General features: G+C 60.0%; 14 protein-coding genes and 1 tRNA gene. 4 read left to right on the top strand and 11 right to left on the bottom strand.

Annotated features, from left to right (window positions below):
* Positions 1-251: 251 nt before the first annotated feature.
* A complete protein-coding gene (locus ACTNBK_RS13270; RefSeq protein WP_297718162.1) occupies positions 252-476 on the bottom strand; it encodes a helix-turn-helix domain-containing protein in 225 nt (74 codons plus the stop codon).
* A 65-nt stretch (positions 477-541) separates the two neighbouring features.
* On the opposite strand from ACTNBK_RS13270, the gene ACTNBK_RS13265 reads away from it, so the two are divergent.
* Positions 542-775, top strand: coding sequence for a hypothetical protein (locus ACTNBK_RS13265; RefSeq protein WP_441146762.1), 234 nt, complete (start codon positions 542-544; stop codon positions 773-775).
* Here ACTNBK_RS13265 and uvrA read toward each other — a convergent pair.
* From uvrA to pyrE, 7 genes are all read right to left on the bottom strand, one after another.
* Positions 772-3603, bottom strand: a complete 2832-nt coding sequence (uvrA, locus tag ACTNBK_RS13260) for an excinuclease ABC subunit UvrA (protein ID WP_441146761.1) — start codon at positions 3601-3603, stop codon at positions 772-774. The two genes, ACTNBK_RS13265 and uvrA, sit on opposite strands and share 4 nt — an antisense overlap.
* A gap of 24 nt (positions 3604-3627) precedes the next feature.
* Positions 3628-4041 carry an EamA family transporter gene (locus ACTNBK_RS13255; RefSeq protein ID WP_441146759.1) on the bottom strand — a complete coding sequence of 138 codons (414 nt, stop codon included), beginning with the start codon at positions 4039-4041 and terminating at the stop codon, positions 3628-3630.
* 34 nt (positions 4042-4075) lie between these two features.
* Positions 4076-4399: a TIGR04076 family protein gene (locus ACTNBK_RS13250; RefSeq protein WP_441146757.1), complete on the bottom strand. Its 324-nt coding sequence runs from the start codon at positions 4397-4399 to the stop codon at positions 4076-4078.
* 342 nt (positions 4400-4741) lie between these two features.
* A complete protein-coding gene (locus ACTNBK_RS13245) occupies positions 4742-4918 on the bottom strand; it encodes a UvrB/UvrC motif-containing protein (protein WP_441146768.1) in 177 nt (58 codons plus the stop codon).
* A gap of 63 nt (positions 4919-4981) precedes the next feature.
* Positions 4982-6949, bottom strand: coding sequence for an excinuclease ABC subunit UvrB (gene uvrB, locus ACTNBK_RS13240; protein WP_441146756.1), 1968 nt, complete (start codon positions 6947-6949; stop codon positions 4982-4984).
* A gap of 104 nt (positions 6950-7053) precedes the next feature.
* Positions 7054-7731, bottom strand: coding sequence for a JAB domain-containing protein (locus ACTNBK_RS13235; protein ID WP_441146754.1), 678 nt, complete (start codon positions 7729-7731; stop codon positions 7054-7056).
* Between the two features lie 94 nt (positions 7732-7825).
* A complete protein-coding gene (gene pyrE, locus ACTNBK_RS13230; RefSeq protein WP_441146766.1) occupies positions 7826-8500 on the bottom strand; it encodes an orotate phosphoribosyltransferase in 675 nt (224 codons plus the stop codon).
* Positions 8501-8808: 308 nt separating this feature from the next.
* Between pyrE and ACTNBK_RS13225 the strand changes: the two genes are divergently transcribed.
* Both ACTNBK_RS13225 and ACTNBK_RS13220 read left to right on the top strand, forming a co-directional pair.
* On the top strand, positions 8809-10365 hold the full coding sequence (locus ACTNBK_RS13225; RefSeq protein ID WP_441146752.1) for an oligosaccharide flippase family protein: 1557 nt from the start codon (positions 8809-8811) through the stop codon (positions 10363-10365).
* Between the two features lie 31 nt (positions 10366-10396).
* Positions 10397-11158 (top strand): SDR family NAD(P)-dependent oxidoreductase, encoded by a 762-nt coding sequence (locus tag ACTNBK_RS13220; protein ID WP_441146750.1) that lies wholly within the window; start codon positions 10397-10399, stop codon positions 11156-11158.
* A 42-nt stretch (positions 11159-11200) separates the two neighbouring features.
* Here the strand turns inward: ACTNBK_RS13220 and ACTNBK_RS13215 are convergent, their stop codons facing one another.
* The gene (locus ACTNBK_RS13215) at positions 11201-12040 is read right to left on the bottom strand and encodes a pyridoxamine kinase (RefSeq protein ID WP_441146748.1); all 840 of its coding nucleotides are present in this window, start codon (positions 12038-12040) and stop codon (positions 11201-11203) included.
* A 151-nt stretch (positions 12041-12191) separates the two neighbouring features.
* On the opposite strand from ACTNBK_RS13215, the gene ACTNBK_RS13210 reads away from it, so the two are divergent.
* Positions 12192-12276 (top strand) — tRNA-Leu (locus tag ACTNBK_RS13210).
* A 326-nt stretch (positions 12277-12602) separates the two neighbouring features.
* Here ACTNBK_RS13210 and ACTNBK_RS13205 read toward each other — a convergent pair.
* Both ACTNBK_RS13205 and ACTNBK_RS13200 read right to left on the bottom strand, forming a co-directional pair.
* Positions 12603-14273, bottom strand: coding sequence for a bacteriohemerythrin (locus ACTNBK_RS13205; protein WP_441146764.1), 1671 nt, complete (start codon positions 14271-14273; stop codon positions 12603-12605).
* A complete protein-coding gene (locus ACTNBK_RS13200) occupies positions 14266-14820 on the bottom strand; it encodes a V4R domain-containing protein (RefSeq protein ID WP_441146746.1) in 555 nt (184 codons plus the stop codon). Before ACTNBK_RS13200 ends, ACTNBK_RS13205 begins: the two co-directional genes overlap by 8 nt.
* Between the last annotated feature and the right edge of the window lie 543 nt (positions 14821-15363).

Here is a 15363-nt window from a genome sequence, read left to right as displayed (position 1 = left end):
TCCCTGCCGGGGGCGTTCCTTTCTGCTTGTGCAGAAAGGAACCAAAGACACCCCAGAGAGGGGGGATTCCGATTTCCCCCCTCTCTGGACTCTCCCCCTTGAAACGGCCAAACACAGGGGGGCTGTGGCCCCCTATTGGAAGTACCCCCCAGGCTGCTCTACTGTTGGGCTGCTTGCGTCCCGGGCTTACTTCGTAACGCCCGTGCCGCCCGGGGAGCGGGGAACCACCGACGGGCGGCTAATAGCCGCCTCTACGATTCCATCAGATCTCGTCCCAGAAGATAGTCCGTAGTGACGCCGAAATAGTCCGCCAGCTTCAAAAGAGTGAGGGACGGTACGTTGACATATCCGTATTCCATGCGCTGATAGTGCCGGTCCGTGCAGTCCAGCAGAAGGGCCATGTCCGACTGCTTGAGTTTTTTTGCCTTTCGCAGGGCTTTCAGCCGGGCGCCAAAAGGCTCCATGATTTTTTCCATCGCCTCTCACCTACTTGACACGACATTAAAAGACGTATATAATATACGACATAGGAAGTGGTATTTTGGATCGATTTTTACCGTGGCTCTATGCCCGCTATATCTATCCCTACCAGGAGGAGCACGTCCTGGGGAGCGGCTACGAGCTGGACCTCTCCCTCATGGACGGCAATCTGGACCCGGAGGAGCGGGTGAACTTCGATAAGAGCCGGGAGTTTTTCTCCCTCCAGGCCTTTGTGCTGGGCCTGCGGACGGGGCTGGGCCTGTCGGAGAGCTTTTGGCCCAAAGGGGGCAATTAACCCCGCTCCAGCACCCCTTTAAGGTAGTGGCCGGTGTAGGAGGCGGCGCACTGCGCCACCTCTTCGGGGGTACCGGTGGCCACGATGGTGCCGCCGCCGTCGCCCCCCTCGGGGCCCAGGTCGATGATGTGGTCGGCCGTCTTGATGACGTCCAGATTGTGCTCGATGACCACCACGGTGTTGCCCACCTCCACCAGCTTCTGGAGCACCTCGATGAGCTTGTGGACGTCGGCGGTGTGGAGGCCGGTGGTGGGCTCGTCCAGGATATAGATGGTCTGGCCGGTGGAGCGCTTGGCCAGCTCGGTGGCCAGCTTGACCCGCTGGGCCTCGCCGCCGGAGAGCTCAGTGGAGGGCTGGCCCAGCTTCACGTAGCCCAGGCCCACCTCCTGGAGGGTCTTGATCTTGTTGTAGAGCCGGGGGAGGTTCTCAAAGAAGGGAAGGGCCTCCTCCACCGTCATGTCCAGCACCTCGTAGATGTTCTTGCCCTTGTAACGGACCTCCAGGGTCTCCCGGTTGTACCGCTTGCCCTTACACACCTCGCAGGGGACGTAGATGTCAGGGAGGAAGTGCATCTCGATCTTGATGAGGCCGTCGCCGGAGCAGGCCTCGCACCGTCCGCCCCGGACGTTGAAGGAGAACCGGCCCGGCCCGTAGCCCCGGGCCTTGGCGTCGGGGGTGGAGGCGAAGAGGTCCCGGATGTCGTTGAAGAGACCGGTGTAGGTGGCCGGGTTGGACCGGGGGGTGCGGCCGATGGGGGACTGGTCGATGTCGATGACCTTGTCCAGAAATTCCTCCCCCTCGATGCCGGCGTGCTTACCGGGGCGGGTCTTGGCCCGGTTCAGGTCGGCAGCCAGCCGCTTGTAGAGGATTTCGTTGACCAGGGAGGACTTGCCGCTGCCGGAGACGCCGGTGACGCAGGTGAAGGTCCCCAGGGGGATGGACACGTCCACGTTGCGGAGGTTGTTCTCCGCCGCCCCCCGGATGGTGAGGAAGTGGCCGTTGCCCGCCCGGCGGTGGTCAGGGACGGGCACCTTCTTCCGCCCGGAGAGGTAGTCGCCGGTGATGGAACCGGGGGTGTTCATGATCTCCTCGGCGGTGCCGCAGGCCACCACCTGCCCCCCGTGGACGCCGGCGCCGGGGCCGATGTCCACGATATAGTCGGCGGCGCGCATGGTGTCCTCGTCGTGCTCCACCACCAGCAGGGTGTTGCCCAGGTCCCGCAGGTGCTTCATGGTGTCCAGCAGCATGTCGTTGTCCCGCTGGTGGAGGCCGATGGAGGGCTCGTCCAGGATATAGAGGACCCCCATGAGGGAGGAGCCGATCTGGGTGGCCAGGCGGATGCGCTGGCTCTCGCCGCCGGAGAGGGTGGCGGCGGCCCGGCTCAGGGTCAGGTACTGGAGGCCCACCGACTGGAGGAAGCCCAGGCGGTTTTTGATCTCCTTCAGGATGCGCTCGGCGATGCGCATTTTCTGTTCGCTGAGGGTGAGGCCGTCGATGAAGGCCAGGGCCTCGGTCACCGACTTGCGGCAGAAGTCGTCGATGTTGATGCCGCCCACAGTAACGGCCAGGGCCTCCTTTCGGAGCCGCTTGCCGCCGCAGTCGGGGCAGGGGCGCTGGCTCATGCAGTCCTCCAGGTCCCGGCGCATGGCGTCGGACTGGGTCTCCCGGTAGCGGCGTTCCAGGTTGTTGACCACGCCCTCGAAGGCCTGCATCAGGGTGCCCTGGCCGTTCTCCCGCTCATAGGTGAGCTTGAGCTTTTCCCCCTTGGTGCCGTAGAGGATCACGTCCAGCACCTCGGGGGGCAGGTCCTTCACCGGGGTGGTGAGCTTGAACTTGTATTGCTTGGCCAGGGCCTCGAAGTACATCCGGGAGATGGAGTCCCCCTTCACGTTGTTCCAACCGCTGGCGGTGATGGCCCCCTCCAGGATGGAGAGGTCCTTGTTGGGGATGATGAGGTCTACGTCCACCTTCAGCTGGGAGCCCAGGCCGGTGCAGGTGGGGCAGGCGCCGAAGGGGTTGTTGAAGGAGAACATCCGGGGGGAGAGCTCCTCGATGGAGATGCCGCAGTCCTCGCAGGCGTAGTTCTGGGAGAAAAGGATGTCCCGGTCCTCCCCCACGATGTTGATGAGGACCAACCCGCCGGAGAGGTTGGAGGCCGTCTCCACCGAGTCGGTGAGCCGCCGGGCGATGTCGGCGCGGATGACCAGCCGGTCCACCACCACCTCAATGTTGTGCTTCTTGTTCTTGTCCAGTTTGATCTCCTCGGTGAGGTCGTAGATGGAGCCGTCGGCCCGGACCCGGACGTAGCCGGAGCGCCGGGCGTCCTCGAAGATCTTCTGGTGCTCGCCCTTCTTGCCCCGGATGACGGGGGCCATGACCTGGATGCGGGTGGCCTCGGGGAGGGCCATCACCTGGTCGATGATCTGGTCGATGGTCTGCTGCTTGATCTCCTTGCCGCACTTGGGGCAGTGGGGGGTGCCCACCCGGGCCCATAGGAGGCGGAGGTAGTCGTAGATCTCGGTGACGGTACCCACGGTGGACCGGGGGTTTTTGGAGGTGGTCTTCTGGTCGATGGAGATGGCGGGGGAGAGGCCGTCGATGTAATCCACATCGGGCTTTTCCATCTGGCCCAAAAACATCCGGGCGTAGGAGGAGAGGGACTCCACATACCGCCGCTGGCCCTCGGCGTAGATGGTGTCGAAGGCCAGGGAGGACTTGCCGCTGCCGGACAGGCCGGTGAGCACCACCAGCTTGTCCCGGGGGATGGTGACGTCGATGTTTTTGAGGTTGTTGGCGCGGGCGCCCTTGACGTAAATATGGTCGAGCATAGGTGTGTCGATCTCCTTTGGGTGTTACAAAATGAGGATCAGGGTGCCCGCGGCGATGAGGGCACCGCCGATGATGCCTTTTACGGTGATAGTCTCGTGGAGGATGACGAAGGCCAGAATCATGGTGAGCACCACGCTGAGCTTGTCGATGGGGGCCACCTTGCTGGCCTCGCCCAGCTGGAGGGCGCGGTAGTAAAAGAGCCAGGAGGCGCCGGTGGCCAGGCCGGAGAGGGCCAGGAAGAGCCAGCTCCGGGGGCCGATGTCGGCGATGCCGTGCTGCTTTCCGGTGAGAAAGACGATGCCCCAGGCCATGACCAGCACCACCGCGGTGCGGATGGCGGTGGCCAGGGTGCTGTCCACCCCTTCAATGCCGATCTTGGCCAGGATGGAGGTCAGGGCGGCAAAGACCGCCGAGAGCAGGGCGAACCAGATCCACATGGTATCAGATCCTTTCCAGATGGGTTTCCGGTATTTACAGGGAGACGTCCTCGTCCAGGAGAGCCAGCTCGTAGATCACCGGGCGGACGCCGTCGGTGCAGCAGAGGATACGCCGGTCCTCATGGGAGTACCAATCGTTGACAAGAGGGCCGTTGGCCAGGGTGGAGATGCCGCGGTAGAGGTCGATCCAGGCCCAGGGGCACAGGCCCTCCGGCTTCTCCGCGCCGCCCTCGTAGTAGAACACATCTCCGACCTTCTGGAAGGGGCAGGGACCCGCCTCACGGCCCTCGGTGAGATAGCGCTCGGCCAGTTCAGGATAAAATTCGGTTTTCAGCACCGTGATTTTTACCTTCTTCATAGGATACCCTCCTCATAGTAGCAGTCCTCCCCCATTTGGCCGGGTTTTGGTCGATATATGCCCAGATCCGCAGATAGTCGGCCTAGTTGCGGATGATGTGGTCGTGGAAGCCGTCCTGCCAGAGGTCGTTTTTCATGTCCTGATTGGTGAAGCGCTTGAGGGCGGTGATCATGCGCGGAACCTGTTGTGTGGGGCCCGACGACCTTGGCGCGCCCCACAATCCGAGACAATACAGTGGATCTCCTTTTGGTGCAGAAAGTGATAAAATAGCAGCCTTCTTGTCCATAATCATAGTTTGGCAGCCTGTGGAGCCGTCCCATAGGATCACCTCTCTCCCACCCATTACTTGCCCCTCAATTCGATGATACGGTCGCGGAGGACGGCGGCGTATTCGAACTCCAAACGCTTGGATGCCTCCTTCCTCGCCCCGCACGGCAGTGCCGCGCGGGGGACCCCGGGAGTGATTTCACATGCTCGGCGAAGTGAATTCGCCCTGCGCCAAGGTTTTGCCTGGGGCAAAACGCTTGTGCGGCGCAAGCGCCGCCCCGCTTTGCGGGGCCCCAAAGGAGATGAAGGAGGCCATTACTTGCCTCTGAGTTCGATGATACGGTCGCGGAGGACGGCGGCGTATTCGAATTCCAGCCGTTTGCTGGCCTCCTTCATCTCCTTCTCCAGCTTTTCGATGGCGGCGTCCCGCTCCTTTTTGGAGAGCTTGGTCTTGTTGCGCAGAAGCTGTTCGCTCTCCTCCTCGCCGGCGGAGAGCTCGATGACGTCCCGTACCGACTTGATGATGGTCTTGGGGACAATGCCGTGGGCCTGGTTGAAGGCGTCCTGCTTCTTCCGGCGGCGCTCGGTCTCGCCGATGGCGGCCATCATGGAGGGGGTCATCTTGTCGGCGTACATGATGACCAGACCGTCGGCGTTCCGGGCGGCCCGACCGATGGTCTGAATGAGGGAGGTCTCCGACCGGAGGAAGCCCTCCTTGTCGGCATCCAGGATGGCCACCAGGCTCACCTCGGGGAGGTCCAGACCCTCACGCAGCAGGTTAATGCCCACCAGCACGTCGTAGGTGCCCAGGCGCAGGTCCCGGATGATCTCCTGACGCTCGATGGTGTCGATGTCGTGGTGCATGTACTGCACCTTGATGCCGGCGTTTTTCAGGTAGGCGGTCAGGTCCTCTGCCATTTTCTTGGTCAGGGTAGTGACCAGCACCCGCTCCTTGCGCTCCACCCGCTGGTTGATCTCCCCAATGAGGTCGTCGATCTGGCCCTCCACCGGGCGCACGTCGATTTTGGGGTCCAGCAGGCCGGTGGGGCGGATGACCTGCTCCACAATCTGGCCCGAGCGGGTCTTTTCATACTCGCCCGGAGTGGCCGAAACGTAGACAACTTGATTTACTCTCTGTTCAAATTCCTCGAATTTCAACGGGCGGTTATCAAAAGCCGAGGGCAGACGGAAGCCGTAATCCACCAAGGTGGTCTTTCGGGCCCGGTCGCCGTTGTACATGGCCCGGACCTGGGGGAGGGTGACGTGGGACTCGTCGATGAACATGAGGAAATCCTTTGGGAAGTAGTCCATGAGGGTCATGGGGGCGGAGCCGGCGGGCCGGCCGGCGATGGGCCGGGAGTAGTTCTCGATGCCGGAGCAGTAGCCCAGCTCCTGCATCATCTCGATGTCGTACATGGTCCGCTGCTTGATGCGCTGGGCCTCCACCAGCATGTCCCGCTCCTGGAACCAGGCCACCCGCTCCTCCAGCTCCTTGTAGATTTCCTTGATGGCCTTGTCCATCTTCTCCTTGGGGGTGATATAGTGGCTGGCGGGGAAGATGGGGATGTGCTCCAGCCGTCGGACGGGGGTGCCGGTGACCACGTTGATCTCGCTGATGCGGTCGATCTCGTCCCCAAAATACTCCACCCGGATGGCGGTGTCCTTGTAGTAGGCCGGCCACACCTCCACCGTGTCCCCCCGGACCCGGAACATGTTGCGCTCAAAGGCGATGTCGTTGCGCTCATAGCGGATCTCGATAAGGCGCTTCAAAAGCTCGTCCCGGGGGAACTCGGTGCCCACCCGGAGGGGGACCATCATCTTGGCGTAGTCGTCGGGCTCGCCCAGGCCGTAGATGCAGGAGACGGAGGAGACCACGATCACGTCCCGGCGCTCCATGAGGGAGGCGGTGGCGGAGAGCCGCAGCCGGTCGATCTCGTCGTTGGTGGCCGAGTCCTTTTCGATATAGGTGTCGGTGTGGGGGATATAAGCCTCGGGCTGGTAGTAGTCGTAGTAGGAGACGAAGTACTCCACCGCGTTTTTGGGGAAAAACTCCTTGAACTCGGCGCACAGCTGGGCGGCCAGGGTCTTGTTGTGGGCCAGCACCAGGGTGGGCTTCTGGACGGCCTCGATGACCTTGGCCATGGTGAAGGTCTTGCCCGAGCCGGTAACGCCCAGCAGGGTCTGCTCGGAGAGGCCGTTTTCGATGCCGGCGGCCAGGGCGGCGATGGCCTCAGGCTGATCTCCGGCAGGGGAATAGGGGGAGACAACTTCAAAATCGGGCATCGTCAAAGACCTCCTCGCATGGATCTGGGCGCCCGCAGCGCCCGATGCACCAACATTCTAACAAAACATTTGTTCTATTGCAATAGCAAAAGGAAGGCTTTTCCTCACTCGGAAAAGAATCCGCTGTCCTTCAGGGAGACCATGTCGTCATCGGTAAAGATGAGGTGGTCCAGCAGCTCTACATCCACGCTCCGGAGGATGGCGCGGAGCTGTTGGGTGGTCATGAGGTCGGCGTTGGAGGGGAGGGCCAGACCGGAGAGATGATTGTGGGCCAGAATGGCAGCGGTGGCGTTGTGGGCCAGCACAATTTCCACCATCTTTCTGGGGGTGATCTCGGCGGCGTTCACCGTGCCCTCGCCCAGCTTGTGGCAGCCCAATACCTTATATTTCCCATCCAGGCACACCAGATACGCCATTTCGTACCGGGCACCCTGGGAAAAATAGGGCCGCAGGTACTGTCCGGCGGCCTGGGTGGAGTCCAGGATAGTGCCCATGTCGGCCCGGTCGGCCTGGTAACGGCCGGAGAGCACGGGGATGAGCTTGAGGAGGACGGCGGTGTGTTCTCCCACGCCGGGGACCTGGGTCAGGGCTTCGGGGCGGGCGTCCAGCACCCCGGCCAGGGAGCCGAACCGGTCCAGCAACCGGTGGGCCAGGCCGTTCACATCCCCCTGGGGAATGGCGTAGCACAGCAGCAGCTCCAAAAGCTGGTGGTCATGGAAGCCGTCGCCGTGGTTGAGAAACTGCTCTTTGAGCCGCTTGCGGTGGCCGTCGTGGAGTCCCATGACGCCGTTCCTCCTTTCCCGCACAGTTGAGAAGCGGACCTCCGCCGGACCCGCCGCGGCGGGGGCTGAGGGCCGCCCTGATGTGGATGCCTGATTACGCCTTGGGGCCGTACTGCTCCAGATAAGCTTCCATCTTCGCCTTCATCTCGTCGTCGATGTAGACCTTGCCGCCGATCTCCCGGTTGTGGAGGAAGGCGATGATCTCCCGCACGGTGACGATGGGGTAGACGGCGATGCCGTGGTCCTGGCGCAGCTCGTCCAGGGTGGAGCAGTCCCGGGTGCCCCGCTCCATCCGGTCCACGGAGACAATGAGGGCCTTCATGTTCACCTTGGCCACTTGCTTGAAGAGCTCGATGGACTCCCGGACGGCGGTACCGGCGGTGACCACGTCCTCCACGATGACCACGTTGTCGCCGTCCTGGGGCTTGTAGCCCACCATGGAGCCGCCCTCGCCGTGGTCCTTGGCCTCCTTACGGTTGAAGCAGTAGGGGAGGTCCCGGCCGTAGTTGCGGTAGAGGGAGGCGGCGGCGGAGACGGCCAGGGGGATGCCCTTGTAGGCGGGCCCAAAGAGGCAGGTGACGCCGTCGGGCAGGTTCTGCTGGATGCAGGCGGCGTAGTAGTCGCCCAGCTTGGCGGCTTGGGCGCCGGTCTTGTAGTTGCCGGTGTTGATAAAGTAGGGGGTCTTGCGGCCGGACTTGGTGGTGAAGTCGCCGAAGGTGAGCACGCCGGAGCGCACCATGAAGGTGATAAATTCCTCTTTGTAGGTCATGGACATGTGATGGCACCCTTTCCCATGTTTTGCGCCCTGGGCGGCGGCCCGGGCGGTCTGGTCAGTATCCTTTCTCCTGCGCTGAATCGCAGGAGAAAAAACGCATTGCAACAATGTCTGAATTCCATAAAAATGGCTCCATACGCCGTTTTTATGGAATTACGCGGCTACCGCCGGCTGAATAAACCGATGTTCGGTTTATTCAGCGGACATTATTATACATCATTCGGGTTCCCTTGACAATGGCGAAGGGCCAGGCAAGTTTCCACAGGCTGTGGAATATACTCTCCGGGAAGGGAGGTGTTCCCTTGAAGTGGGACTCCGCGTCGGTGCGGTACGGCACCCTGCTCCTCACCGCCACCGGCCTTGTGAATCAGCTCCTGGGCTTTCTCTACCGCATCCTTCTCTCCCGGCTGGTGGGGGCGGAGGTCATGGGGCTCTATCAGCTGGTGATGCCGGTCTTTTCTGTGCTCCTCTCCGTGACCGCCATCGGCCTCACGGCGGCGGTGGCCAACCTCACCGCCCAATACCGGGCCCTGGGCCGGGAGACGGCGGCGGAGCAGGTTTTGAGGCGCTGCCTGGTGCTCCTGGTCTGCCTGCTGGCCCTTCCCACCCTGGCCCTCATCCTCTTCTCCGACCCCATCTCGGTCTATATCCTTGGGGATGCCCGGACCCGATTGGGCCTGCTGCTGCTGCCCCCCTGCGTTCTCCTCACCGGTGTGGAAAACCTCCACAAGCACGCCTTCTACGGCGCCGGTCTGGTGCGGCCCCCCGCCTTCTCCGAGGTGCTGGAGCAGGTGGTCCGCACCACCGCTGTGCTGGGGCTCCTCCTCCTCTTCCTGCCTCAGAACCCGGAGCGGACGGTGGGCCTCATCGTGGCGGGCATGGTGATCTGTGAGGTGTTCTCCGCCTGTACCCTCACCACCCTGTGGCACCGGCAGCGGCGGGGCGGCGGAGCAAGGGAGCCAAGGAAGGTCCTGGACCGGCGGATCGCCAAGGTGGCCCTGCCGGTGGCCCTCACCGCCCTGCTGGGCAACCTGATGGGCTCAGCCTGCGCCGTCCTCATCCCCCAGAAGCTGGTAGCGGGGGGGATGGAGGTCTCCCAGGCCGTCTCTGCCTTCGGCGTCATGTTCGGCATGTCCCTGCCCATGCTGGGCCTGCCCACCGCCTTCATCTCCGCCCTGGGGCTGGTCCTTATGCCCAGACTCTCCCAGGCCGCCGCCCTGGGCCGGTGGGAGGAGGTGCGCCGGCGGGTCAGCGGCGCCATGCTGGCCACCTCGGTGCTCATGCTCCCCGCCATGGCCCTGCTGGCGGTGCTGGGCCCCGACCTGGCCGTCCTCCTCTTCCGGGAGACCGCCGCCGGGGCCTATCTGCCCCCGCTGGCGGTGTCGGTGGCCCTCTCCTGCTACCGCTCCGTCCTGGCCTGCTCCCTCAACGGGGTGGGGCGGCAGGCTGCCGCTGCCCGCAACGCCCTCATCGCCGGGGCGGTGGAACTGGGGCTCACCGCCCTCACGGTTGGCATCCCGGGAGTGGGGCTTAAGGGCTATGTGGCCGCCGCCCTGGTCAGTGAGCTGCTGGGGGTGGGCCTCAACCTGGTCTCTCTGTGCCGGGCGGCCGGGCTCCGGCCGGAGTTCTTCCGCTGGCTCACTGCCCCCGGTCTGGCTGCCCTCCTCATGGGCCTGGACGTCAATCTCCTCTTCCGCGTCCTCCAGGACTGGGGGTTCTCCAAGGGCGGGAGTGGGATGGTCTGCCTTGCCTTCGGCGCCCTGATCTATCTGGCAGCTCTGTCCGCCCAGGGCATCTCCTTGAGAGAGCTGCTGGGGGTGCAGAAAAAAGGGGTATGCCAACGGAGCGGGACGTGGTAAACTAGAGAAAAACGAAAAGGGAGATGGCTCCATGAAGGCATTGGTGACAGGCGCCAGCTCGGGCATCGGGCGGGAAATCGCAAAGGTACTGGCGGAGCGGGGGTACGACCTCATCCTGACGGCCCGGCGGGCCGACCGCCTGCGGGCGCTGGCGGATGAGCTGCCGGTGAAGGTGGAGGTGATCCCCGCCGACCTCACCGACCGGGCTCAGGTGATGGGCCTGTGGGAGCTGGTGAAGGACCAGGACATTGACATTCTGGTGAACAACGCCGGCCGTGGGCTCTTTGGGCCTTTTGACGAGACCGACCTGGACACCGAACTTTCCATGCTGGAGGTTAATATCGTGGCCCTCCACATCCTCACCAAGCTGTTTCTCCCGAAGATGAAGGCACGGGGACGGGGACACATCCTGAACGTGGCCTCCTCGGCGGCCTTCCTGCCGGGGCCCCTTCTATCCTCCTACTACGCCTCCAAGGCCTATGTCCTGCGGCTCTCTGAGGCGGTGGCCGAGGAGCTGCGCCGGGCCAGAAGCAAGGTGACCATCAGTGTCCTCTGTCCCGGGCCGGTGCCCACGGAGTTCGACCAGGTGGCCGATGTGCGCTTCTCCATTCCGGGGATGGACAGTACTTCGGTGGCCCGGCTGGCGGTGGCTGGTACCCTCCGGGGGCAGCTGCTTATCTTGCCCGGGGTGCGGATGAAGGCGGTCCACTTCTTCCAGCGCTTCGTACCCGACAAGATCCTGGCCCGGCTGTGCTGGGAGGTCCAGCACAGGAAGAGCGGTCCGGACCGGTAAGAGCAGAAAAGCGCCCGCTGTTCACAGACAGCGGGCGCTTTGTCAAATCAGTTCCCGAAGGAGGGGCTCGAATTGGACGCCGTCCAGCACAGGGGTGCCGGCGGACAGGGTGCGGGCCACGGATTTCTGGATAAAATCCACGGCACGGGCGGTGGAGTCGGATAGGGTCTCGCCCCGGAGGAGACTGCCAAGGAGTACAGCGGCGAAGAGATCGCCGGTGCCGGAGAAGCGGCCCGGCTCCAGGGGCGCCATGGCGAAGCGGATCTTGCCGCTGTGGCAGTCCAGACAGCCGGCGCCCAGAGCCTTGGGAGTAAAGCTGACGCCGGTGACCACCACGGAGCGCCTGCCATCCAGGGAGAGGCGGCGGAGCCACTCCTCCATGCCGGCCTGGCTGGTGGGGATTTGGTCGAAGGGCTCGCCCAGGAGGAGGGCGGCTTCGGTGAGGTTGGGGGTAATGAGGTCGGCTTCGGCGGTGAGCTGGATCATCTGCTGGCACATCTCGGGGGTATAGGTGCGGTAGACCCGGCCGTGGTCCCCCATGACGGGGTCGATGAGGACCAGGGTCTCCCGCTGGCGGAACCGGCGGATGAGACGGCGGAGGACGGCAATTTGTTGCAGGGAGCCGACAAAGCCGGAGTAGACGGCGTCAAAGGAGGTGTGGAGGGCCTCCCAATGGAGCAGGGTTTGTTCCATGGCGCCGGTGAGGTCCTGGAAGGCGGCGGCCTCTGGGGCGGGGAAGGCGGTATGGGCGGAGAGGACCGCTGTGGGCAGAGGGCAGCACTGGGCGCCCATGACGGAGAGGACCGGCAGGATCACCGAGAGAGAACAGCGCCCTAAACCGGACAGGTCATGGACGGCGGCCACCTTTGGCGTGCGATTCATGGTATCCCTCCCGTGCGTCTGCCCCTGCTGGGGTAAGACGCGCATTTTTATGCCCCCATGATACCACGTTCCCCATCGCTATGCAATTGACTTTTTACATGGGAAATGGTAGAATGTGATCTATATTCGGCAGAGAAGAAATGTCAACTATGCGCCTGTGATGGAATTGGTAGACATGCGAGATTTAGGTTCTCGTGTCGAGAGACGTGTGGGTTCGAGTCCCTTCAGGCGCACCAAAATGTTAGAGCAAGGTTTCCGTTGGAAACCTTGCTCTAACGTTTTTTAAGGACGAAATTAGAAAAATAATTTTTTTTGGGGGGGTAAACATCATGTTAACTGGTGCAAGTAGAATGAATTCGTGAAATAAAACTACTGCTGGACAACTTCCGAAAAAACGCCAGAAATGCTGGATCGTTTATTCAATGCCGTATAGAACCAGGAACAACCCTATTTATGTGGACTTGTGGGTGGAAAGGCACACGAACAAAGAGCCTCCATTCATGAACCAGCACAGAAAGCTGTTTAACGAATGGAGGCTGACCAACAAGCGACTGTACTACAGTTACGGAAGTGTCGAGTCTCCTGAATCCTGAGAACAGGATTGACAGTTCTGAATATGCCTGGCTACTTTCACATCCTCTGTCTTGATGTGATTCAGCAGCCAACCGACCAGCTGTTTGTTCATATCTTCCATCAGCCGTGGGGTAGCACCTTCTGCTTTCAGGTTGGTTGCCAGATTTTCTACCACCTTGAAAAACGTCTCATGAAAACGCTTGTGATTGGAGTAGTCAGGATAACCATATTGTACCTGGAGTGATTCTTCGTGACGGAAGTGCGTTATCGTATACTGAGTCAAAAAGTCAAGGGTGTTGCTCAGTTCCTTTTCACCTTTCCCGGTGGCGCAGGCCTCCAGCAGCCGGTTGATAGCCCGCAGCAATTCCTGGTGCTCCTCATCGATCTGCGGATTGCCAGTCTCCAGCTCTTTCAACCAGGCAAAAGATACCACAAGCCCGCCAAAGCCGCGCCGCGAGGACTTCTTGATGTTTTTCAAAACATACATCCGCTCATCGGCCTGAACCATTAAAGACTTGACAGACAAAGCTTCTTTCCCGCTGACATAGACCACTCCGTAACTGATCGACATGGGAAAACGCTCGGATTTATCGGCCAGAGCGTGATCCAAATGCTCCATCTTGTCAAGAATAACCTGAGACTTGCAGTTGGGAAACAATGCAGCAAATTCATCTCCGCCGATCCGACAGATCAGGTCGCTTGACCGACTGCTTTGCAGGAGCTGTTGGGATACTGTACGCAAATATTCATCACCGGCGTCATGGCCAAAGTTGTCGTTGGCGTACTTCAAACCATCCAAATCAATCATGCAGAATGTAAATTCTGTCCCTGCCTCTATGAACTTTTCCAGGTTCTCCAGACAAAAACGGCGGTTATACAGCCCGGTCAATTCATCTGCATAAGCAAAGCATTCCATCTGCTCCCGGTATTCCTGTTCAGTCGTGACATCAGTGATAACATGGGCGCAAGCCATCTTTTCACTCCACTGAATCTCATAGGCACGGATTCTAAAAGTCCGCTTGGTCTGGCAGCAATGATATTCAAACGTATGGCACTCATCCACAGACTGTCCGCAGTGCTTGATATAGTCTAAGAATTCATGATATTGCTTGCAGTCCTGCTGAGCGGGGGCAGGATCGAAGAAAAATTGTTTGGCACTTTGATTGGTATAGACCACATCACCAGTATCTTGCGAGGTCACTATGATCCAGTCTTTTAGCCCGTCCATCACCGACTTCATCAGTTCCACTGACTCAGCCAGCATTCGGGATTGAACCTTCAGTTGGGACTCGCGCTCGGCCAGCTGATGGATCATCTGATTAAAAGATGTGGAAAAATCGCCCAGAAAATCGACACTCTGGCTATAGTCGCCATTTGCCACCTGGTTTGCCTGCCAGGTCAGATGTTTCAGTGCAGAATGAAGTTCCTTCAAACTTCCGGCCAGGAAATTATGCCGACCGGGGGGCGTGGCATCCAACTCCCCAATTTGAAGGTGATGCAGAAATTCGTTGGCCTCCGCCAGACAGTCCGCCAAGTAGAAGATTCCCTCCTGCAGCATGGACAACTCCGGTGTTTCTACCCGCTTTTTTTGAGATAAGGGCTTATTCAGCAGAAGCGTTCTGAGCTGATCAACCAATAGATCAATGTCTTCTTTAGGCATCGTGCGCACAATTGGGTGCTTTCACCTCCGCGTTAAAACGGCATACCCGGGAACCGGTAGCCCAACAATCTACCTCAGTTACGACATATTCTTTTTTCGTGTACATTTTCAGGACACCGGCCAGAAATCCTTCGTCATAGTTGCAGACTGTCTCGCCGGTAATCGGAAGGCCAGAGCAATCCAAATCCTCGCCCACAGTCAGTACCGCTCTGCCCGTATCTGCATCAAACTTCTCTACGCGCAAGATACCGATCTTGCTTTCCTCAAGCACATTCTGAAGATGAGAGACAAACTCATTGAAAGGCAGCTGCAGGTCGAGCAGGTGAGACGCAAACTCTTCTCCGGCCAATTCACCTGCTTTGCGGAAAATATCCACCGTTGCCTCTTTGCCATAGCGCCTGGATAGCTCGTCTTTCATGGTGAACTGAAGTAGGCGGTAGACAAACACTGGCATGGTTTCTCCCAGGTTGCGTCTGCCGTCAATCACATTGCCGATGGATTCCCACGTGAACTTGTTTTCATCCTCTGCAGGAAACAAATTAAACATAGCTTTCCTCCTATAGTAATCCTTGTTTTAAACTGTCAACATCGAGGTGATGGCGCCCAAAACGAAGGTGTCAACTTTCTCTATACTTATATTAGTGTATATCGTCAAATAACCATAAAATATAAAGATCTGAATCAGAATTTATTTTTACAGGGCGCTCTGCTCCCCAATAAGACCAATTAAAGAAACGGAGCAATAACAGAAAGAATATGGCCGAAAACTCCCAACGCAAACATATAAGTTATTTCGTTGCTAGTTCACTGAGGTGACATCACCTTCAGGCTCTCGTGTTGAGAGACGACGGAGTCGTGTCCCTTCAGGCGTACCAGGACGAGTAAGCGGCATGCCGCCTGCTCATTTTTCACTAGTTTTATAAAAAGGTGCCTTTCTGTGTTGGTTGTGATATGATAGGGCGAGCTAAAAAAGAACTCCCTGTGAAGCAATGTCATTATATTGTACCTTTTGGCATGCTTGAAACAGTATCCACCCTAATTAAAGCAAGGCGGGCACTTTTTCTGGAATTTTTGGAAAAAGCCCCTTGCT

The organism is Intestinimonas sp. HCP28S3_D6, from assembly GCF_052065695.1.
Classification (GTDB): domain Bacteria; phylum Bacillota; class Clostridia; order Oscillospirales; family Oscillospiraceae; genus Intestinimonas.
The sequence above is the reverse complement of the archived record's forward strand: the minus strand, read 5'-3'. Positions and strand labels throughout refer to the sequence as shown.